The following is a 20,253-nucleotide window of genomic DNA, read 5'->3' as shown; positions in this document are numbered from 1 at the left end:
CGAGGAACAGATGGCTAGCATTTCCCTGAAAAAACTCAACAAGACCTTCGGCGCGCTCAAGGTCGTTCACGATATCGATCTGGATATTGCCGACAAGGAATTCATCATCCTGGTCGGCCCTTCCGGATGCGGAAAATCCACGACGCTCAGGATGATCGCCGGGCTGGAGGAAATCTCCGGCGGCGAGTTGCGCATCGGCGAGGACGTGATGAACGATGTCCCCTCGAAGGATCGCGACATCGCCATGGTGTTCCAGAACTATGCGCTTTACCCGCATATGACGGTCTACAAGAACATGGCCTTCGGTCTGGAACTCAGAAAGGCGCCGCGCGATCTCATCGACACCAAGGTCAAGGATGCGGCGAAAATTCTCGACATCACCCATCTCTTGAACCGCAAGCCGAAAGCGCTCTCCGGCGGCCAGCGCCAGCGTGTCGCGCTCGGCCGGGCCATGGTGCGCAATCCGGAAGTCTTCCTGCTCGATGAGCCACTTTCCAATCTCGACGCCAAGCTGCGCGGCACCATGCGTTCGGAAATCTCCAAGCTCCACAAGCGGCTGGACGCCACCTTCATTTACGTCACCCACGATCAAGTGGAAGCCATGACCATGGCGGACCGCATCGTGGTGATGAAGGACGGACATATCCAGCAGGTGGATACGCCGCAAAACCTTTACGACCGGCCGATCAACATGTTCGTTGCGGGTTTCATCGGCGCGCCGCAGATGAACATGCTGCCAGTCACGCTGCGCCGCGACGGCGACCGCTTCACCGCCCTGTTCGACGGCAATCCGCTGCCTCTGCCGGCGGGCATCGATACCGCACGCCTGCTCCCCCATGAAGGAAAGGACATCGTTCTCGGCATCCGGCCGGAAAATTTCCACGAATTCGCCCCGGCGGATATCGATGCCGCCAATGTCGCACCCTTCCGGGCGACGGTGGAACTGGCGGAGCCGATGGGATCGGAAGTGCATCTCAACCTTGTCTCCGGCGGCAGAAACCTCGTCGCACGCGTCTCGCCGCGTTTCAGGGCGAAGATCGGCGATCCCGTCGAACTGGTGGCCGATCTGACGAATGCGCAGCTTTTCGATCCCGCCACCGAGCGATCGATCCTTTATTGAGGCGACGGGGAGAAACGCGATGCAATGGCTGGAAGGGTTATGGACGAAGGAAGGGGCCGGGATCGACAAGAACGCCCCGCCGCTGACCGGCCTTGCCCTTTTCCTCGATATCATCAAGCGCGAATGGTGGGAGATGGTGAAGCTCAACCTCCTCTTCATCATCGCCAGCCTGCCGGTGGTGACGATGCCGGCGGCGATGCTGGCCATGGCCCGCATCTCTGTTTCCTTCGCAAATGACGAGAATACCTATCTGCTGCGCGACTTTCTCGAGGCCTTGCGGAAATTCGCGCTGCGCGGCACCGCGCTTGTGGTTTTAAGCGCGCTGCTGGTGAGCGCCGGTGCTTATGCGACCGTCAGCTATGCCAGTGCCGCCCGGCTTCAGCTCGTCTATAGCCTGCCTTTTGCGATCAGCCTGGCGGTCACGCTGTTTCTCATCCTCCTCAGCGCCTATGCCAGTGTTGTTCTGGCCAAGCGGGACCTGCCGCTTTCGGAAACCCTGCGGCAGGCGGCGTTTCTGGCGCTCACCAGGCCATTGCCAATGCTTGCGGCGCTCGGCTTCGTCGCAGCGCTCTGGCTCGCGCATATCCTCTTTTATCCGGTGTCGGTTTTCATGCCGGCCACCATCAATTTTTCGCTCGGCATGTTCGCCCTCTGTTTCGCAGCGAGAAACGCCGCCGCAAAAACACGCGCGCGGATGCCCGAACCGACGGGGAGCGGCACTTAAAGCAGACCAGAATCAAAACGACATCAGTCAGGGAAGGAGAAACGGGCTATGGAGTTTAAGACAACCAGACGTGCATTCGCTCTCGCAACCGCCGGTCTCGGCATTGCCATGGGCATGGGAGGAACGGCGTCCGCTGCGGGCGATGCGCCCGTTACGCTGAAATGGGCGCTGTGGGATCTGGACAAGGGCGCTTATTTCAAGCCCTTGATGGAGGCCTACAAGCAGAAGCATCCGAATGTGACGTTCGAGGTGGTCGACCTCGGCTCACAGGATTATACGCAGATGATATCCACGCAGCTCACCGGCGGCTCCAAGGATATCGATGTCGTCACCATCAAGGATGTGCCCGGCTACGCCAATCTGGTGCGCGCCGGCAACATCACCGATCTCAGCGGCTTCATCAAGGACCAGAAGATCGAGACGGCCCCCTATGGCGGCCTGATCGAGGAGCTGACCATTGACGGCAAGATTTACGCTTTGCCGTTCCGCTCGGATTTCTGGGTGGTCTATTACAACAAGGATATTTTCGACAAGGCGGGCGTGCCTTACCCCACCAATGACATGAGCTGGGCGCAGTTCGATGAGATCGCCGGCAAGCTGAAGGGCGGCATGGGCGCAAACCGCACCTATGGCGCGCTGCTGCACACCTGGCGTTCGACGGTGCAGCTGCCCGGTATTCAGGATGGCAAGCACACGCTTGTGGACGGTAATTATGAATTCCTGAAACCCTGGTATGAGCGTGCGCTTGCCCTGCAGAAGAGCGGCGCGATACCGTCCTATGCCTCGCTGAAAACATCGAACACCCATTATTCCGCTCTGTTTTTCAACGGAACGATCGGCATGCTGCCCATGGGCACATGGTTTGTCGGCACCCAGATCGCCAAGGTGAAATCCGGCGAGTCGAAAAGCGTCAATTGGGGCATCGTGAAGTTCCCCCATCCGGATGGTGTGGCGGCAGGCGCGACGGCCGCGCAGATTGCCGGATTGTCGGTCAATGCCAATTCCGGCCACAAGGAAGCGGCGCTTGACTTCATCCACTTCGTTACCGGACCTGAAGGTGCGGCGATCATCGCCTCTACCGGCACTTTCCCTGCACTCAGAACCGATGATGTGGCCGAGAAGATCGCAGCGCTGCCGGGCTTCCCGCAGGACCAGAACAGCAAGGACGCGCTGCAGGCCGGCAAGGCCTATCTGGAAATGGCGGTCAACCCGAATGCGGCGAAGATCGAAGTCGTTCTTAACCGCGTGCATGACGCGCTGATGACCGACAATATCTCCATTGATGACGGCATCAAGGACATGAATGACGGCGTCAAGGCCATCAAATAATTGCCACAGGGCCGCGGGCGATGAGCCTGCGGCCCTTTCCTTTGATCATGAATTCCGGACATCCGTCACCGTGCCTCACGAGACCGCCACAGCCAATCCGCTCTTTCACAATCCGCTTCTCGGCAGGGACGATCTCGCAAAGGCGGTTATCGATCTCTTCAACCCGCTGCTTGCCTGTTTTTCACCGGGCGGCGCGCGCGTCCGGCTTGGAGCAACGGGGGCAATTTTCGATTTTCCTGCGGCGGAGCTGGAGGGTTTTGCCCGGCCATTATGGGGCATCGTTCCGCTTGCCGCCGGCGGTTATGACTTTCCCCATTGGGATCTCTACAGGCGTGGACTGGCCAATGGCGCCAACCCCGCCCATCCCGAATATTGGGGCGATACGGCTGATCGGCACCAGCGGCTGGTCGAACTGGCGGCGATAGGATTTGCGCTTGCCATGGTTCCCGAACACATCTGGGAGCCGCTTGCCGAAACGGACAGGCAGGCTGTCGCCGCCTATCTTCTGGCCGCCCGCGAGCGGGAATTCGTCGACAATAATTGGAAATTCTTCCGCGTTCTGATCGATCTCGGGCTTGAGCGGGTCGGCGTGGAATTCGACCGGACCAAAACCCAAACCTATCTCGATGAACTCGAGGCTTTCGATATCGGCAACGGCTGGTATCGCGACGGGCCGGTGCGCCGGGTCGACCATTACATTCCCTTTGCCATGCATTTTTACGGCCTGATCTATACGGTGCTGGCAAAAGGCGACGACACGCGAAAGACACGCTTGCGCGAACGCTCCCGCATTTTTGCCCGTGACATACGCCACTGGTTTGGGCCCGACGGGGCGTCGCTCGCCTTCGGGCGCAGCCAGACCTACCGTTTTGCGGCAGGCGGTTTCTGGGGCGCTCTTGCCTTTTCCGGTCTGGAAGCGCTGCCGTGGCCAGAGATCAAGGGTTATTACATGCGCCATATCCGCTGGTGGTCGAAGCGGCCGATCGCGGACCGCGACGGCGTCCTGTCGGTCGGATATGGCTACCCAAATCTTCTGATGAGCGAGAGCTACAATTCTCCCTGCTCGCCCTATTGGGCGCTCAAATTTTTCCTGCCGCTGGCGCTGCCCGCCGATCACCCGTTCTGGACTGCGGAAGAAGCCGAACCGCAGGAATTTGCCGAACCAGTTCCCTTGGCGGAGCCGGGCATGGTGGCCTTTCATACGCCGGGCAATATCGTGGTCCTGTCCTCCGGGCAGCAGCACGACAGGATGCGCGGCGCGCAGGAAAAATATTCGAAATTCGCCTATTCCACCCGTTATGCCTTCAATATCGAGGCGGATGACCGGCATTTCGCCGCTGCGAGTTTCGATGGCATGCTCGGCCTCTCCGACGACGGCGTGCACTTCCGCACCCGCGAGACGATGGAAGAGGCGTTGATCGCCGAGGATTGCCTCTATTCCCGCTGGCGGCCATGGGCGGATGTCGAGATCGAAACCTGGCTCGTGCCGCAAAACCCCTGGCACATAAGGCTGCACCGCATCCGCACACCGCGCCCGCTGCAAACATCAGAAGGCGGATTTGCCATAGAACGCGCCGATTTCAACCGCGACCGCACCGAGGCGAGTGAAGGTCGCGCCGTCTGTTACGGACAGACTGACACCAGCATCATCGTCGATCTTTCGAGAGATATAAGGCGCGAAGGCGTGTGCCATCAGGCAATCGCCAATACCAACCTCATTCACGCCAGAACCCTTGTTCCGCAATTGCGCGGCGCCATCGCCTCCGGCGAAACGCTGCTGGTGACGGCGGCCCTGGCACTGCCGGCCGGCAAAGAGGCAGAGGCCGCATTGGCTGCCCTCCCCGAAAGTCCCGATCTCCCGAGGCTGGAAGAGATGTTCAGGCGGGAGGGGCGACGCGTTCCCGCCTATGCTCTCGATGAAAACCGCGCAGGCTGACGGAGATGACCGACGACACACCGGGTGTTTCCCAGAGACCGGATCGGCTGAACATCCTGACCTGGGAGCGGAGACGGGAGGATATCGACAGCCCCGACCATCAGGCACGGCTGCGTGGCCTCGAGCGCTCTGCAAACGCCGTTTTCGGGCAGGGCGTCTACATCGCCGCCAAGGCCGAGGTGCATGCGGATAGACTCCTTATGGGCGCGCAGTCGTGGATCGCCGGTTACGCAATCGTGCGCGGCGATATCGAACTTGGCGAAAATGTCTCGATCAACCCCTATGCCTGTCTTTCCGGTAAGGTGACAATCGGCAATGGCGTGCGCATTGCCTCACATGTCAGCATCGTTGGCTTCAACCATGGCTTCGACGACATTGAAACTCCGATCTATCGCCAACCGCTGACCTCGCTCGGGATAGAGATCGGCGACGACGTCTGGATCGGCGCCAATGCGGTTGTGCTGGATGGCGTGAAGATAGGGCGCGGCGCAATTATTGCCGCAGGCGCGGTGGTGGCGAAGAACATTCCCGCCATGGCCATTGCAGGCGGCGTTCCCGCCCGGGTTCTGCGATATCGCGGAGAAAAAGCGGCCGCGCCGAAGCTGACGGAACCTGATGGCCTGCTGCAAGAACTCGGTAAGGAGATTGCCGACGACTGGCTTGCCGCCATCCGCTCCTATGGCGAGGATGGCATCTATCGTTCCGCCGATGCATCCGGACGTGAGGTCGAAAGCGTCAGGCACCTGTGCGATGCCATCGAGATCGCAGCAGCCTTCGGGCAGGAGACTATTGCTTTCGATGCCGTAAAAACCGTGGCCACTCTTCAGGCCCTGCAGAATCGGGAAACGGGGCTGTTTCTTAACCGTCACCACCGCCCCTCGACGCCTCCCGAGAAGGACCCTGCCGTCCTCTATAATATTCTGGCTGCCGGATATGGGCTTGAATGTTTCGGTGCTACGCCGAAACAGCCAATCGCTTTCGTGGAGCGTCTGCGCGCCGACGAACTCATCCTCCTGCTGGAAGAATTGCCATGGCAAAGCCGTGCATGGCATTGCGGCGCCACCATAGACGCCATTGCCACCGCGCTTTATTTCAACAGGCGCTATTTCACATCCGGCGACAACCTCACCGTTCTCTTCGGCTGGCTGGCGATGAATGTGGATAAAACCACCGGGCTTTGGGGTGAGCCGACTGCCGCACAGGGCCTGCTGCAACCGGTCAACGGCTTTTACCGGCTTACCCGCGGCTCTTACGCACAGTTCGGCCTGCCCCTTCCCTATCCGGAAGCAGCAATTGACTCCGTTATCGCCAATTATCGTGCCTATGGCGGTTTCCATGGCGAGGATTTTAATGCCTGCAACCTGCTCGATACGATCCATCCGCTTCTTCTGTGCCTGAAACAGACGGATCACCGGCAGGACGAGGCGAAGGAAATCGCCCGCGAAATTCTTCGCCAAAATGAGGGACGCTGGCAAAGAAACAGGGGATTTGCCTTCGCCGAGGGACATCCGGCCGGGCTGCAGGGCACGGAAATGTGGATGTCGGTTCTCTGGCTTTCAGCGAAGCTTCTCGATGCGGAACATCTCCTGCCGTTTCAACCTCGCGGCATCCATCGCTTCGAGCCTGCGGAAATCGTCCGTGGCCTGATTGCCCGCTCTAAATCTCCGGTATAGGTTTCCGACACTCTTTTGAAAGCTTTCAAACCGGACCGGTCGAGTAAAAGATGCAACTCAAAGACTGCTATAATTTCCACGATTTTCGCCGCATGGCCAAACAGCGTCTGCCCGGACCGATCTTCAATTATATAGACGGCGCCGCCGATGACGAGGTGACGTATCGGCGAAACACGGCCGCCTTTGAAAAATGCGATCTCGTTCCCGATGTGCTGCGGGGCGTAGCGGATGTGGATATGTCGGTCACCGTCATGGGGCAGAAGCTTTCCATGCCGGTCTATTGTTCGCCGACGGCGCTGCAACGCCTCTTCCACCATCAGGGGGAACGGGCGGTTGCGGCAGCGGCGGGGAAATACGGCACGATGTTCGGCGTCTCCTCGCTCGGCACCACGAGCCTTGAAGAAGCGCGCCGGATCAGCGGCGGCCCGCAGGTCTATCAGTTCTATTTCCATAAGGACCGCGGCCTCAACCGCGATATGATGGCGCGCGCCAAGAGCGCCGGCGTCGAGACGATGATGCTGACGGTGGACAGTATTACCGGCGGCAACCGCGAGCGCGACAAGCGCACCGGTTTTGCCATTCCGTTCAAGCTCAATCTTTCCGGCATCGCGCAATTCGCCATCAAGCCGGCCTGGGGCATCAATTACCTGACGCATGAGCGCTTCAGCCTGCCGCAGCTCGACGACCACATTAAAATGGACGGCGGCGCTCTTTCCATCAGCCGCTATTTCACCGACATGCTCGACCCTTCGATGAACTGGGACGATGTGGCGCAGATGGTGCGCGAATGGGGCGGGCCGTTCTGCCTTAAAGGCATCATGTCGGTGGACGACGCCAGACGCGCCGTGGAGATCGGCTGCAGCGGCATTGTGCTTTCCAATCACGGCGGCCGCCAGCTCGATGGCTCCCGCAGCGCCTTCGATCAGCTGGCCGAGATCGTCGATGCGGTCGGCGACCGGATCGATGTGATGATGGATGGCGGCGTGCAGCGCGGCACCCATGTTCTGAAAGCATTGTCTCTCGGCGCAAAAGCGGTGGGGCTCGGCCGCTATTATCTTTTCCCCCTGGCTGCTGCCGGGCAACCGGGCGTCGAACGGGCACTTGAGCTGATGCGTATCGAAATAGAGCGCGGCATGAAGCTGATGGGCTGCACCTCCGTCGATCAACTCACACGCCGGAACCTTCGGTTCCGTTGAACAAGCGGGACGACTGCGGAAGAACTTGGGTGAGGCGCGGTCACAACCGACTACTGAAACCGCATACCGTTTCAGTCGCGTTTCGTCGCTGTTCCTGAAGCGCCATGCCGATGTTCCAGACGAGCGCCAGGCAAACAAGTCCGCAAAAGCAGGCTGAAATCAGCGAGCGATGGCGTTTGGCTCCGGAGAGAAACATCCAGCCGATAATTGCATAGGCCGCAAGCGCCGGCACCGCGGCAATCAGAACGGATATAGGGCCATCGCAATCGACGGTCTCGACGCCGATGGCGCGATATTCATTCGGGGTTGCCACCAGGCCGAGGACGGCCACCGGAAACATGGCCGCTAAAACTGCGTAACGGAAAAATCGAGGCGTGTCGGGCATGCCTGCTCCATAGCCGGATAATCCACTGCCGCAAACCGCGCAGGTAAGGTCCCGCCGCGCGATCTCAGCGAATATCCATCTTGCCGATAATATCGGTTTAGCCGCTATTGTCGGCGACCGGAAGAGCAGATTGCCCGCTTTTGCTGAGAAAGCCAGCCTTTTACGTCGGGAGCAATCTTGGCAAGTCAGGCGGAATATGATTATGGTTGCATGATGCAACCATAATGGATTGAACGTGCCCCAACAGCCATTCCCCATAAACGACATCCGTTCCACCTCCCGCCGGCTCGTCCGCGAACTCGGCTTCATGGGGGGAGACTTTGCAGGCACCGATCTGCCGCCCTCCGCCGTGCATGCCCTGATCGAGATCGAGGCATGCCCCGACATCACGGCGCGGGATCTGGGAAAACTTCTGCGGCTTGAAAAATCGAGTGTCAGCCGCATGCTGCGCAAGCTCGTCCTGTCGGGCGATGTCCGCGAAGAAACGGATGAAGGGGACAGCCGCATCAAGCGGCTGTGTCTTACGGGTCAGGGACAAGAACAGGTGAGCGCCATTCATGGCTTCGCGAACCGGCAGGTCTCCGGCGCCCTGACGCAGCTTACATGGGCGGATGCCGACACGATCCTCCAGGGACTTCGTCTTTACGCCGATGCGCTGGGGGATAGGACCGATACCTTTGCTCCCTCCATGGAGATCCTGGAGGGATACAGGCCGGGCATCATTGCCCGGATCACGCAGATGCATGCGCTCTATTACGCCCGGACATCCGGCTTCGGCCAACGCTTCGAATCCGTCGTGGCCGAAGGCCTTGCCGCTTTTTGCAACCGGCTCGAAAGCCCGAAGAATGCGATCTGGGTCGCAATGCGCGGACAGGAGATCATTGGCTCCGTCGCTATCGATGGCGAAGATCTTGGAGCGGATATTGCGCATCTGCGCTGGTTCATCGTTGATGACGGCGTGCGCGGTGGCGGTGTCGGACGCAGGCTGCTGGAAACCGCACTGGCCTTCGTCGATGAAAAAGGCTTTGCCGAAACCCATCTCTGGACATTCAACGGCCTCCTGGCCGCACGGCACCTTTACCAAGCCCATGGTTTCGCATGCGTCGAGGAACATCCGGGCAGCCAGTGGGGAAGCGAGGTTCTGGAACAGCGCTTTGTCCGGTCACGGCCCGAATGATCTTTCAACCGCGCACAAACGGCCGCAATCGGAATCGTCCTGCGGCCGTTTCGAAATCGGGTACCGGCACCCGTTAAAAGGCGAGTTGAACCTTCATCGACCTGCTTCTGTCACCGGCGGCTTCGAATGCCGCGACTGCCTCTTCTAGCGGAAAGGTTCCAGTCAGCAGGGGCTTCAGGTCGACACGGCGCTGGTTGATGAAATCGACGGCAAGTCCGAATTCCTCATGGAACCGGAAGGTGCCCTTCATCTCGATTTCCTTGGCGACCACCATATTCTGCGGAATGGACACATCGCCGCCAAGACCGAGCTGAACCACCGTGGAACGCGGTTTCAGCGCTTCAAGACCAGAACGGACGGCTCTCTCATTGCCGGACGCCTCGAATTGCACATCGAAATAACCCTTGTTTGCCGAATAGGCGGAGAGCGCATCCGGGTCATCGGCGACATTGATGACACGGTCGGCGCCGATGGCGAGCGCCTTTTGCAGAACCGCATCCATGACATCAGTCGCGACGATTTCCCGGGCGCCATGGGCGCGCGCGGCAATGATCGCCAACGCACCGATCGGCCCGCAGCCGGTGACCAGAACGCGTTTGTCGGTTAAGGCACCGGCGCGGTTGACCCCATGCAGCGTTACCGCGAAAGGTTCGGCCATGGCCGCTTCATGAATGGAGACGCCATCCCGCACCTTGTGGCACTGATACGCCTCGGCGACGAGACGCTGACGAAACGCGCCCTGAATATGCGGCATGGGCATGGCGGAGCCATAAAAGCGCATGTTCAGGCACTGGTTCTGCTGACCCTTCAGGCAGAATTCGCAATGGTTGCAGGGCCGGCTCGGCGATACGGCAACACGGTCGCCAACGGCGAGACCGGAGACACCCTCTCCCAAAGCCTTGATGGTGCCGGCGACCTCATGGCCGAGGATCATCGGCTCCCGCACGCGCACGGTGCCGAAGCCGCCATGATTGTAATAATGCAGGTCGGAGCCGCAGATGCCACCCGCTTCGATGGCGACCTCGACCTGCCCCGGACCGGGCTGCTCGGTCTCCCGTTCCTCGATCCGCAGATCCTTCGCCGCGTGGATGACAACCGCTTTCATAGTCTCTCCTCCCGTAAGGCTCACACGGCGGCAGTCGCCGCCGTTGCCCATTGTCCAGACTTGTCTCAGATATCGACCACGAGGCCCTTGGCTTTCAGAACCGGCTCGAGCTTGCTGACCTCGATCACCGACTTGCCCCGCTTGTAGGCTTCGATGTAGCCCGCCTCGGCATCTTCGCGGGCCTGCGAAAGCTTGGCCGCTTCGTGTGCCTCCTCGCGCCTGACGACCACAAGGCCATCGGCGTCGCCGACGATGATATCGCCCGGATTGATGATCTCGCCGCCGACGATCACCTGATCGTTGACCGCCGCAATGGTCTCCTTGACCGTACCCTTGATGCAGACGCTGAGCGAGAAGACCGGAAAGCCGAGGTCCCGCAGCTGCAGCGTGTCGCGCACGCCGGTATCCGTCACCAGACCACCGATGCCTTTTGCGAGGCAGGCATTGGCGAGCACGTCACCGAAGGAGCCGGCTTCTTCATATTCGCCGGCGGAAACGACGATGATGTCACCCGGCTTGGCATAGTTGATGGCAAGCTGCAGCATGATGTTGTCGCGCGGCGCGCATTTTACCGTGAAGGCCGGGCCGCAGAGCTTCATGCGATAATCGACCGGCTTCAGCCGCGAGGACAATGCACCGCGGCGTCCCTGCGCCTCATGGATCGTGGCGGGAGAGAATTTGGCAAGGGCGTCGACATCCGCCTTGGCCGGACGCTGCGCGATATCTTTAATGTGGATCATGAAAACCTCCCACGTTGAAGCTGTCGGCGAGAGCGTCTCGCCGACCGATAGTGTTGAAGAGTTGGAAATTGGCCGAGGCTGAGCCGACGCTCAGGGGATCGGGTCGAACTTCAGTTCGGACAGAGGCACGACCTTGTCGGTCCGCGTCATCTTGTATTCGGTGTTCGGGCCAAGCCACTTGTCCCAGATGCGGTTGATTTCGCCATCCGCATCGAGCTTGCGCAGGATTTCGTTGATCTTCGCAGTCAGCGCCGGGTTGTCCTTGGCCATGCCGATGCCGATGGGCTGGAAGAGCATCGGCTCTTCGATCATGCGCATCTGCTTGCCCTTGGTCTTGGATTCGTTGACGAACTTCGTCATCGTCATGGTGTTGCCGACGATGCCGCGCGCCTTGCCCTGCTGCACGGCGAGATAGGCGGATGCCGTATCCTGGAACGTCAGCGGCTCGGACTTGTTGAGCTTGACGGAGAGTTCCGATGTCGAGCCCTTGCTGGATGCGATCCGCTGGCCGACGAAATCGGACTTCTTGGTGCCGGGGTCATCGACCGGAACGATCAGCATTTCCTTCGCCAAGTAATATGGGTCGCTGAACTGGATCTGTTCGGCGCGGCTCTGGGTGTAAGCGAGGTTGGCGACCGAGAGGTCGACGCGGCCGAGCTTGACTTCGGGAACGCGCGCTTCGACCGACACTGGCTTGATCTCGGCCTTGACGCCCAATTCCTTGGCGATAGCGCCACACAGATCGACGTCGAAGCCTGCCATTTCGCGCGTCTTCGGGTCCGGCGAGGCGAAAGGCGGCACATCGGCGAATGTCGCGCAACGCAGCGTCTTGTTCGCCATGATCGTGTCGAGCTGGTCGGCCTTGGCCGGCAGAACCGCAGCCGAGGTTGCCAATATGGCGGTAAGAGTAATGCACTTCCAGTTCATTTCAGTTCTCCCTGTTATTATAGAGGTTGGGTCTAGTGTCTCAAATCGGCAAGAAACCGCTGGGCACGCGGATGTTGCGGATTTTTGAAAAACTCGTCCGGTTTTGCCGTTTCGAGAATGCGCCCTGCATCGATGAACCAGATGCGATCGGCCACTTCACGGGCAAAACCCATTTCATGGGTGACGCAGAGCATTGTCATGCCTTCGGCGGCGAGGCTCTTCATGACGGCGAGCACTTCGCCAACCATTTCCGGATCGAGCGCTGAGGTCGGCTCGTCGAACAGCATGACCGGCGGCTCCATGGCGAGCGCCCGCGCGATGGCGACGCGCTGCTGCTGACCGCCGGAAAGCTGGGCGGGATAGGAACTGGCTTTGTCGGCCAAGCCGACGCGGTCGAGAAGCTTCAGCGCCTTGTCATGGGCGACGGCCGGAGAAACGCCCTTCACCCGGACCGGCGACATGGAGACATTCTCCACCACCGACAGATGCGGGAAGAGGTTGAAGCTCTGGAAGACGAAGCCCACCCGGCTGCGCAGTGCATTCAGCTCTTTTGCGCGCATCTGGGCATGGATGTTCCTTCCGTCCAGCATGATCGAGCCGCTGCTGATCTCTTCCAGACGGTTGATCGTGCGGATGAGGGTGGACTTGCCGGAGCCCGACGGCCCGCAGATGACCACGACCTCGCCACGGGTGACGTTTTCGTTGACATCCTTTAGCACCTGATAATCGCCATAGCTTTTGCAGACCTGCGAAAGCGTGATGGTGTAGGCGTCCTGAGTGGCGGAAACTGGCGCGGTCATAGCTGCTCCGTAGCGATATTGGCGGGGGCCGGTGCCGTGTCTGCGGCAAGCTTGCCGCGCGGGCCGGCCCGGCGGCGGGCGATGCGCCGCTCGAGAAGGTTGGCGACATGGGTGAGCGACCAGCAGATGATGTAATAGACCAGCGCCAGAATGAGGAAGACCTGGAAGGGCTGGGTCAGAAGCTGATTGTTCACCTGGTTCGCCGCAAAGGTCAGGTCCGGCACATTGATGACGTAACCGAGCGTCGTATCCTTGATGGTGGATACGAAGGTCGAGATCAGGCTCGGGATCATGTTGTAGAGCGCCTGCGGCAGGATGACATAGCGCATCGCGCCGAAATAACCGTGGCCGAGCGCCCGTGCCGCATCCATCTGCCCCGTGCCCAGCGATACGATGCCGGCACGGACGACTTCGCTCATGAAAGCGCCCTGATAGATGACGAGCGTGGTGAGCATGGTGACGAAGCTCGGCACATCGGCGCCGGTCCAGAGCGGAACGAGAAAATAGCTCCAGAGAATGAGCATCAGCAGCGGCACTCCACGGGTGAAATAAACCACTGCGGTCACCGGCCAGCGCAGGGCCCGCCATTTCGACAGCCGCGCCAGCGCCATCAGAATGCTGACGGGGAAGGCAAGCGCAATGCTGAGAGCCGACAGGATGAGCGTGTTGGCAAGGCCGCCGAGCGGACCGTTGGGATATTGGCCGATCAGGAGCAGCAGCCAGTAATCCTGGATGATTGCGATCATGTCGTGGATCATGCCCGCGCCCTCCGCAGAGGATCGGCACGCATGGAGATATAGGCTCCGAGACCCATGATCAGCAGCGAGAAGAACAGATAAAGCACGGTGGCGACCAGATAGACCTCAAACGTCCGGAAACTCAGATTTTCGACTTCCTTAACCGCATGGGTGAGTTCCGGTGCGCCGATCAGAACGCCGAGACTGCTGTTCTTGAAAAGCGAGGTGCTGTGGTTGATAAGCGGCGGCAGCGCGTTGCGAACGCCCTGCGGCATGATGACGAACCGCATGGCCGAGACATAGCTATGCCCGAGTGCACGTGCGGCCTCCATCTGGCCGGGATTGATGGAGCGAACGCCCGAACGCAGATCCTCGCTGAAATAGGCGGCCTGACAGAGACCGAGGCCGATAATGGCGAAGATCGCTTCCGCATTATGGCTGGAAAGCCAGCTGGCCAGCCCGCTCGGCAGCAGCGTGAAGACGCCGAAATACCAGAGCATCAGCTGCACAAGCGTCGGCACGTTGCGGTGATAGGACACATAGGCCGCCACCAGCGGATCGCCGAAGCGGAAGGGCGAGAGGCGGATGGCGAGAAGCACGATGGCGAGCGACATGGCGAGCAGCCACGAGCCGGCATAGATGATGAACGTCATCTGGATGCCATGCAAAAGCATCGAGACGTAGTCCGCATTGTTCAAGATTGCGCCGAGGTCAAAACCGCTCACGCGACTTTTCCTCCGGCTCCGCCCGCCGCGACCTTTTCAGCCGGCCGATTTTCAACCGCTTGGGGCTTGGCCGTCTGCAGCCCGCCCATGACCTGAAGCGTCGGGGTAATTTCCATGTGGCCGATATTCATGGCCACGGGTGCGGCGATGGCAAAGGCAATCGCATCGGCGATATCGGATGCCTGCGGCAATTCGAAACCATCGATGAAACGTTCGCGAATGCTCGGATCATCGCCATGCACATGGTTGAAGATATCGGTCGCGACGCGGCCGGGGCAGATTTCCGTCACCCGCACGCGTTTACCGAAAGCATCGATGCGCAGCTGGTTGGACAGCATCGCCACGCCGGCCTTGCTGGCATGATAGGTGGAATTGCCGCCGAAATTATAATTGCCGGCAATGGAGGAGATGTTGATGACGTGGCCGCGATCGCGCGCCACCATGCCCGGCACGACCATGCGGCACAGATGCAGCACGGCGCGCAGGTTGACGTCGATCAGGAGATCGATATCGCTCTCATCCGCTTCCAGAAACTTCTTCGGGCGGTCGACGCCGGCATTATTGACGAGGACATCGAACGCAATCTCACTGGTGAGCTTTGCAAGCGCCGGCCGGTCCGTCACATCGATGGCATGGGCAAAGCAGCCCGTGCGCTTCGCCAGCTTGTTGAGAGCGTCCGCGCTTCTGGCAACCGCATGCACTTCCAGCCCTTCGCGGCAAAGGCGCTCCACGACGGCGGCGCCAATTCCGGAAGATGCGCCGGTTACGAGTGCGGTCTTGTAGTCTGAGAATGGCATGTTTGTCCCCTATCGTTGAGCAAACATTAGTGAAGCTTTCATCGCTTGCCTAAGACCGATTTTTTTTGGAGTAATAAGCAACTTGTATGGATGGCGATTGCACCACTTTAAGCGATGCGGCAATCCGGCCGGCGGGGCATATGTTCCCCGTGCCGGCCACTGGTACATTCTAGACCACCGCCGTCGGCAGGTCCTGTCCTGCGAAATGCGCATCCAGATTGGCGAGAACCAGAGCGCCCATCTGAAGCCGCGTCTCATGGGTCGCAGCGCCGATATGCGGGGCGAGAACGACATTGCGCATGCCGATCAGCGCCTCGGGAACATGCGGCTCGTTCTCGAAAACATCGAGTGCCGCACCCTTCAGCCCGCCTGCCACAAGAATATCGACCAGCGCCTTTTCATCCACCAGCGATCCTCTGGCGACGTTGACGAGCACGCCATCCGGCCCCAGCGCCGCCAGCACCTCGCGGTTGATCGCGTGCCTGGTCTCCGGCGTCGCCGCCGCCGCGACGATCAGGACATTGCAGGCGCTTGCGAGCGACACTGCCGTTGAATGATAGCCATAGGCCACGTCCTGTTTCCGCCGGCTGAAATAGGAAATCTCCGCATCGAAGGCTTCCAGCCGCGCCGCGATGGCGCGGCCTATGCGGCCAAGCCCGTAAATCCCGTAACGCCGCCGCGAGGCCTTGTTGCCAAGCGGCATCTCGGCTTTTTTCCACTCCCCCGAGCGGACATGGTGATCCGCGCTGACGAGCTGGCGCAGCAGCATGATGGAAAGGCCGATGGCGAGATCGGCGACATCCTCGGTCAGCACGTCCGGCGTGTTCGTGACCCTGAAGCCGCGCGCGCGGGCCTGATCAAGATCGACCTTGTCGAAACCGACGCCGTTAATGGCGACGATTTCGAGAGCGGGCAGGCAGGCGGCGAGATCAGGGGCAAGGCCGATATGACCGCCCGTGACGACAGCCTTTATCGAAGCCGCCTCCGCCTGCAGAAACGCCTGTTTGTCGGATATTTCGTGCCAGCGATGGACCCGGAAGCGCTTTTGCAGTTCGGCTTCTATCTGTGGCTGAAGCGGGTAGGTTTGCAGAAGATCGGGCTTCATGCGCGCTCCTTAGCCGCGACCGACGAAAGGCATGCCGCTCGCCATCACCGTCATGGTCAGCACATTCGCTTCCAGCGGCAGCGAGGCCATATGCACCACGGCTTTGGCGACGATGCTGGCATCGATGGTCGGTTCGACGGCGGTGCTGCCATCCGCCTGCAGCACACCGGTCGCCATGGCGCGCGTCATTTCGGTGCTGGCATTGCCGATATCGATCTGCCCGCAGGCAATGTTGAATGCCCGGCCATCCAGCGCGGCCGACTTGGTAAGGCCGGTGATCGCGTGTTTGGTCGCGGTATAGGGCGCCGAACGCGGCCGCGGCGTGGTGGCCGAAATCGAGCCGTTATTGATGATGCGCCCGCCCTGCGGCGACTGCGCCTTCATCTGGCGAAATGCCGCCTGGGTGCAGAGAAAGGCGCCCGTGAGATTGGCCCCGACCACCGCGTTCCAGGTTTCGAACGGCACATCTTCGATATGGACAGCCGGCGCCGACATGCCGGCATTGTTGACCAGAAGGTCGAGGCGGCCGAAACGTCCAGTGACCTCCGCAAACAGCCGTTCGACATCGGCCGGAACGGAAATATCGGCCGCGACGGCAAGAATACGGTCTCCATATTCGCGCCATTCGCCAACGGCGGCATCCAGAACCTCACGCCGCCGCCCGGTGATCGCGACGCTGTAACCCTCTTCAAGAAGCGCTTTGGCAATCGCCTTGCCGACTCCTGTTCCTCCGCCCGTAACGAGCGCGATCTTTCCATCACTCATGCTGCTTTCCCCTCCAGCTCATCTTCCACATGCGCCTGAATGATCTCGGCAAAGGACGTTTCCGCCCTGAAGCCAAGCGACAGCGCCAGTTGCGGATCGTAATCCTCGGCCCAGCCGTCGACGATCCGGATGATACGCTCGTCGGGAACACGCTTGATAAGCGCCACGGCCTTTTCCCCGGCAAAGGCGCGCAGGGCCTCGATTTCATCGGCCACCGTCGCCGAAAGTCCCGGCATGATGAGATTGCGGCGAACGCCGAGCCCGGAGAGATCGACGCTCGCGGCGCGCAGCAGGAAGGCGACGGCCGAGCGCGGGCTGGCGAACCAGTGGCGCACGGTATCGGCAACGGGCAACACCGCTTCCTGGCCCACCAGCGGTTCGCGCAGAATATTGGAGAAGAAGCCGGAGGCGGCCGCATTCGGCTTGCCGGGGCGGATACAGATGGTGGGCAGGCGGATGCTGACGCCATCGAAGAAACCGCGACGGCTATAATCCGCAAGCAACAGCTCCACGATCGCCTTCTGCGTGCCATAGCTGGTCAACGGCGCCGGCAGGAACTCGTCGCCAATTACCTTGGGGAAAGGCGACCCGAAAACCGCGAGCGACGAGCAGAAGACCACACGCGGGCGGTAGCCATCCTTCTGATGCTCCAGACGAATGGCTTCGAACAGCGAACGTCCGCCATCGAGATTGATGCGATAGCCCTTCTCGAAATCGGCCTCCGCCTCGCCCGAAACCACGGCGGCGAGGTTGAAGATCACATCCGGTCGCTTGGCAATCAGCTTTTCGGCGACGCCGGCATTCGACAGATCGCTGCGCTCGATGGTCAGCTTGCCGCCAAAGCCCTTCGGCGCGGCCGGCTCGAAAACATCCGTCAGCGTCATTTCCGTGATCTTCTCACCGCCAAGCGTTCCGTCAGAAGCGAGACGTTGCGTCAATTTGCGGCCGATCATTCCGGCCGCGCCGATTATCAGAATATGCATGCTTCACCTTTACTTTGGCCGGCCGCGCCGGCTCGATTGATCGTCAGTCGTCATCACCCTGAAACACCACCTCGCGACGGCGCATGATCGCCGGCATCGCCATCATGATGACGACCATGCCGGACAAGGCGAGCAGGGTGGCGCTGATCGGATGGGTGACGAATGTCGAGAAACTGCCCTGCGAAATCAGCAGCCCGAGACGCATGTTCTGCTCCAGAAGCGGACCGAGAACGAAGCCCAGCACCAGCGGCGCTGGCTCGCAGCCGATCTTGCGCAGGAAGAAGCCGACAATGCCGAATACCGCGCAGAACAGAACGTCGACGACGCTGTAGGAAAGCCCGTAAGCCCCGATGGCGCAGAACATCAAAATGGCGGGGCACAAGAAGCGGTAGGGAATGCCGAGAAGGCGAACCCAGATGCCGATGAGCGGCAGGTTCAGCACCAGAAGCAGAAGATTGCCCACCCACATGCTGGCGATAAGCCCCCAGAAGAGATCGGGCCGCGACTGCATGACTTCAGGTCCCGGTGTAATGCCCTGTATCATCATCGCCCCGACCATCAGCGCCATCAGGCCGTTGGCGGGAATACCGAGCGTCAGAAGCGGGATGAAGGAGGTCTGCGCGCCGGCATTGTTGGCGCTTTCCGGCCCCGCCAGCCCTTCGATTGCGCCCTTGCCGAAACGGGATGGATCCTTGGCGATCTTGCGCTCCATCGCGTAGCTCGCGAACGAACTCATGATCGCACCGCCGCCGGGCAGCACGCCGAGGAAAGAGCCGAGCGCCGTGCCGCGCAGCACGGCCGGAAAGGCCTGTTTAAAATCCTGCCGGGTCGGCATCAGCGATCCGGTTTTTACCGTGTCCGCATCGCGCTCCACGCCCTGCTGCAGGTTGAAGAGGATTTCGCTGACGCCGAGAAGCCCGATGGCGAGAACGACGAAATCGATACCGTCGAACAGTTCCGCCATGCCGAAGGTGAAGCGCTGCTCACCCGATGTCGGATCGATGCCGACGAGGCTGAGTGCAATGCCGAAGGCGACCATGCCGACCGCCTTGACCGGTGATCCGCTCGACAGGAACACGGCAAACAGCAACCCGAAGATCACGAGACTGAAATAATCGGCCGGCCCGAAGGCCAGTGCCACGGCAGAAAGCGGCTTTGCGACAACGACGATCAGGATGGTCGCCACCGTGCCGGCAAAAAACGACCCGAGCGCCGCCGTGGCCAGCGCCACACCCGCCCTGCCCTGCCGGGCCATGGCATAACCATCGATGCAGGTGACGACGGACGAGGATTCGCCCGGCAGATTGACGAGGATCGCCGTTGTCGAGCCGCCATATTGCGCGCCATAAAAAATGCCCGCCAGCATGATCAGTGCGGCCGTATCCGGCATCGTATAGGTGATGGGCAGAAGCAGCGCGACGGTGGCGGAAGGGCCGATGCCCGGCAGGATGCCGATCATCGTGCCGAGCGTGACGCCAAGCAGGCAGTAGAAAAGGTTTACTGGCGTGACGGCCACACCGAACCCGAGGATGATATTAGAAAAAAGATCAGTCATGGCAGCAGCGGTATCCTCTGTCCGAGGCCGACAACAAAAATGAGGATGCAGGCAAGGATGAGCACCGCCGAAAGCAGCAGAACTTCAACCGGCCGGATCCTGCCATAGGCGATGCAGGCGAGCACGATCAGCACGAAAGCGGCGGCGATGAAGCCCAATGGCTCGATCAGCAGCGTAAAACCGACAATGCCGGCGACCGCCAGAAACGGACGCATTTTCGGCGCCACCCAGGCTTCGGACGGTGTCTTTCCCAGCAAATCCTGCAAAAGCAGCGCGATGCCGAGTGCGAACATCAAAGCCGCGATGACCGTCGGCATATAGCCGGGTCCGGGCTGGAAATTGGTGCCCATGCTCAGCGGCCGCGCGCCATAATAAAGCCCTGCGGCGGCGGCCAGAAAGAAGGCCCCGGACAGAATATTCGCGGTCAGTTTCGAGCCGTTTTCGGCCATGATTATCTCCCCTCCTCATCGGAAA

Annotated in this window: 20 protein-coding genes; 7 read left to right on the top strand and 13 right to left on the bottom strand. The window is 60.5% G+C overall.

The window, feature by feature from the left end; all coding sequences use genetic code 11:
- Positions 1 to 10 precede the first annotated feature (10 nt).
- The 6 genes from RAC79_RS09405 to RAC79_RS09380 all read left to right on the top strand — a co-directional run bounded on the left by RAC79_RS09405 (position 11) and on the right by RAC79_RS09380 (position 7,978).
- Positions 11 to 1,120, top strand: coding sequence for an ABC transporter ATP-binding protein (locus RAC79_RS09405; protein ID WP_003519648.1), 1,110 nt, complete (start codon positions 11 to 13; stop codon positions 1,118 to 1,120).
- A gap of 19 nt (positions 1,121 to 1,139) precedes the next feature.
- Positions 1,140 to 1,844 (top strand): DUF624 domain-containing protein, encoded by a 705-nt coding sequence (locus RAC79_RS09400; protein WP_125145028.1) that lies wholly within the window; start codon positions 1,140 to 1,142, stop codon positions 1,842 to 1,844.
- A 48-nt stretch (positions 1,845 to 1,892) separates the two neighbouring features.
- Positions 1,893 to 3,173 carry an ABC transporter substrate-binding protein gene (locus tag RAC79_RS09395; protein ID WP_125145029.1) on the top strand — a complete coding sequence of 427 codons (1,281 nt, stop codon included), beginning with the start codon at positions 1,893 to 1,895 and terminating at the stop codon, positions 3,171 to 3,173.
- A gap of 70 nt (positions 3,174 to 3,243) precedes the next feature.
- Positions 3,244 to 5,109, top strand: a complete 1,866-nt coding sequence (locus tag RAC79_RS09390; protein ID WP_125145030.1) for a DUF2264 domain-containing protein — start codon at positions 3,244 to 3,246, stop codon at positions 5,107 to 5,109.
- A gap of 5 nt (positions 5,110 to 5,114) precedes the next feature.
- Positions 5,115 to 6,782, top strand: a complete 1,668-nt coding sequence (locus RAC79_RS09385) for an acyltransferase (protein ID WP_125145031.1) — start codon at positions 5,115 to 5,117, stop codon at positions 6,780 to 6,782.
- A 50-nt stretch (positions 6,783 to 6,832) separates the two neighbouring features.
- Complete coding sequence (locus RAC79_RS09380; protein ID WP_003519654.1) at positions 6,833 to 7,978, top strand: alpha-hydroxy acid oxidase; 1,146 nt, start codon at positions 6,833 to 6,835, stop codon at positions 7,976 to 7,978.
- A 40-nt stretch (positions 7,979 to 8,018) separates the two neighbouring features.
- On the opposite strand, the gene RAC79_RS09375 is transcribed toward RAC79_RS09380, so the two are convergent.
- Positions 8,019 to 8,363 (bottom strand): hypothetical protein, encoded by a 345-nt coding sequence (locus tag RAC79_RS09375; RefSeq protein WP_125145033.1) that lies wholly within the window; start codon positions 8,361 to 8,363, stop codon positions 8,019 to 8,021.
- Between the two features lie 235 nt (positions 8,364 to 8,598).
- On the opposite strand from RAC79_RS09375, the gene RAC79_RS09370 reads away from it, so the two are divergent.
- Complete coding sequence (locus tag RAC79_RS09370) at positions 8,599 to 9,540, top strand: bifunctional helix-turn-helix transcriptional regulator/GNAT family N-acetyltransferase (protein WP_174040103.1); 942 nt, start codon at positions 8,599 to 8,601, stop codon at positions 9,538 to 9,540.
- 73 nt (positions 9,541 to 9,613) lie between these two features.
- On the opposite strand, the gene RAC79_RS09365 is transcribed toward RAC79_RS09370, so the two are convergent.
- The 12 genes from RAC79_RS09365 to RAC79_RS09310 form a co-directional block, all read right to left on the bottom strand.
- Positions 9,614 to 10,645 (bottom strand): L-idonate 5-dehydrogenase, encoded by a 1,032-nt coding sequence (locus RAC79_RS09365; RefSeq protein WP_174037076.1) that lies wholly within the window; start codon positions 10,643 to 10,645, stop codon positions 9,614 to 9,616.
- 65 nt (positions 10,646 to 10,710) lie between these two features.
- Positions 10,711 to 11,385, bottom strand: a complete 675-nt coding sequence (locus RAC79_RS09360) for a 4-carboxy-4-hydroxy-2-oxoadipate aldolase/oxaloacetate decarboxylase (RefSeq protein WP_080857545.1) — start codon at positions 11,383 to 11,385, stop codon at positions 10,711 to 10,713.
- Between the two features lie 90 nt (positions 11,386 to 11,475).
- Entirely contained in the window at positions 11,476 to 12,312 is an 837-nt protein-coding gene (locus RAC79_RS09355; protein ID WP_065656613.1) for an ABC transporter substrate-binding protein, read from the bottom strand.
- A gap of 32 nt (positions 12,313 to 12,344) precedes the next feature.
- Entirely contained in the window at positions 12,345 to 13,112 is a 768-nt protein-coding gene (locus RAC79_RS09350) for an amino acid ABC transporter ATP-binding protein (RefSeq protein WP_142845547.1), read from the bottom strand.
- Positions 13,109 to 13,870: an amino acid ABC transporter permease gene (locus RAC79_RS09345; RefSeq protein ID WP_035225052.1), complete on the bottom strand. Its 762-nt coding sequence runs from the start codon at positions 13,868 to 13,870 to the stop codon at positions 13,109 to 13,111. The genes RAC79_RS09350 and RAC79_RS09345 overlap by 4 nt, the downstream gene beginning before the upstream one ends.
- Positions 13,867 to 14,574 carry an amino acid ABC transporter permease gene (locus RAC79_RS09340; RefSeq protein ID WP_003519671.1) on the bottom strand — a complete coding sequence of 236 codons (708 nt, stop codon included), beginning with the start codon at positions 14,572 to 14,574 and terminating at the stop codon, positions 13,867 to 13,869. Before RAC79_RS09340 ends, RAC79_RS09345 begins: the two co-directional genes overlap by 4 nt.
- Complete coding sequence (locus tag RAC79_RS09335; RefSeq protein ID WP_142845548.1) at positions 14,571 to 15,371, bottom strand: SDR family oxidoreductase; 801 nt, start codon at positions 15,369 to 15,371, stop codon at positions 14,571 to 14,573. Before RAC79_RS09335 ends, RAC79_RS09340 begins: the two co-directional genes overlap by 4 nt.
- A 169-nt stretch (positions 15,372 to 15,540) precedes the next feature.
- Positions 15,541 to 16,476, bottom strand: a complete 936-nt coding sequence (locus tag RAC79_RS09330; RefSeq protein WP_142845549.1) for a 2-hydroxyacid dehydrogenase — start codon at positions 16,474 to 16,476, stop codon at positions 15,541 to 15,543.
- A gap of 9 nt (positions 16,477 to 16,485) precedes the next feature.
- Positions 16,486 to 17,241 carry an SDR family oxidoreductase gene (locus RAC79_RS09325; protein ID WP_174040104.1) on the bottom strand — a complete coding sequence of 252 codons (756 nt, stop codon included), beginning with the start codon at positions 17,239 to 17,241 and terminating at the stop codon, positions 16,486 to 16,488.
- Positions 17,238 to 18,224 carry a D-erythronate dehydrogenase gene (denD, locus tag RAC79_RS09320; RefSeq protein WP_078052146.1) on the bottom strand — a complete coding sequence of 329 codons (987 nt, stop codon included), beginning with the start codon at positions 18,222 to 18,224 and terminating at the stop codon, positions 17,238 to 17,240. Before denD ends, RAC79_RS09325 begins: the two co-directional genes overlap by 4 nt.
- A 43-nt stretch (positions 18,225 to 18,267) precedes the next feature.
- On the bottom strand, positions 18,268 to 19,779 hold the full coding sequence (locus RAC79_RS09315; RefSeq protein ID WP_174040105.1) for a tripartite tricarboxylate transporter permease: 1,512 nt from the start codon (positions 19,777 to 19,779) through the stop codon (positions 18,268 to 18,270).
- Positions 19,776 to 20,228: a tripartite tricarboxylate transporter TctB family protein gene (locus RAC79_RS09310; RefSeq protein ID WP_174040106.1), complete on the bottom strand. Its 453-nt coding sequence runs from the start codon at positions 20,226 to 20,228 to the stop codon at positions 19,776 to 19,778. Before RAC79_RS09310 ends, RAC79_RS09315 begins: the two co-directional genes overlap by 4 nt.
- Between the last annotated feature and the right edge of the window lie 25 nt (positions 20,229 to 20,253).

The organism is Agrobacterium sp. LR_9, assembly GCF_041954855.1.
Lineage (GTDB): Bacteria > Pseudomonadota > Alphaproteobacteria > Rhizobiales > Rhizobiaceae > Agrobacterium > Agrobacterium leguminum.
Note: the sequence above shows the minus strand (reverse complement) of the source record. Positions and strands in the feature narration are given on the sequence as shown.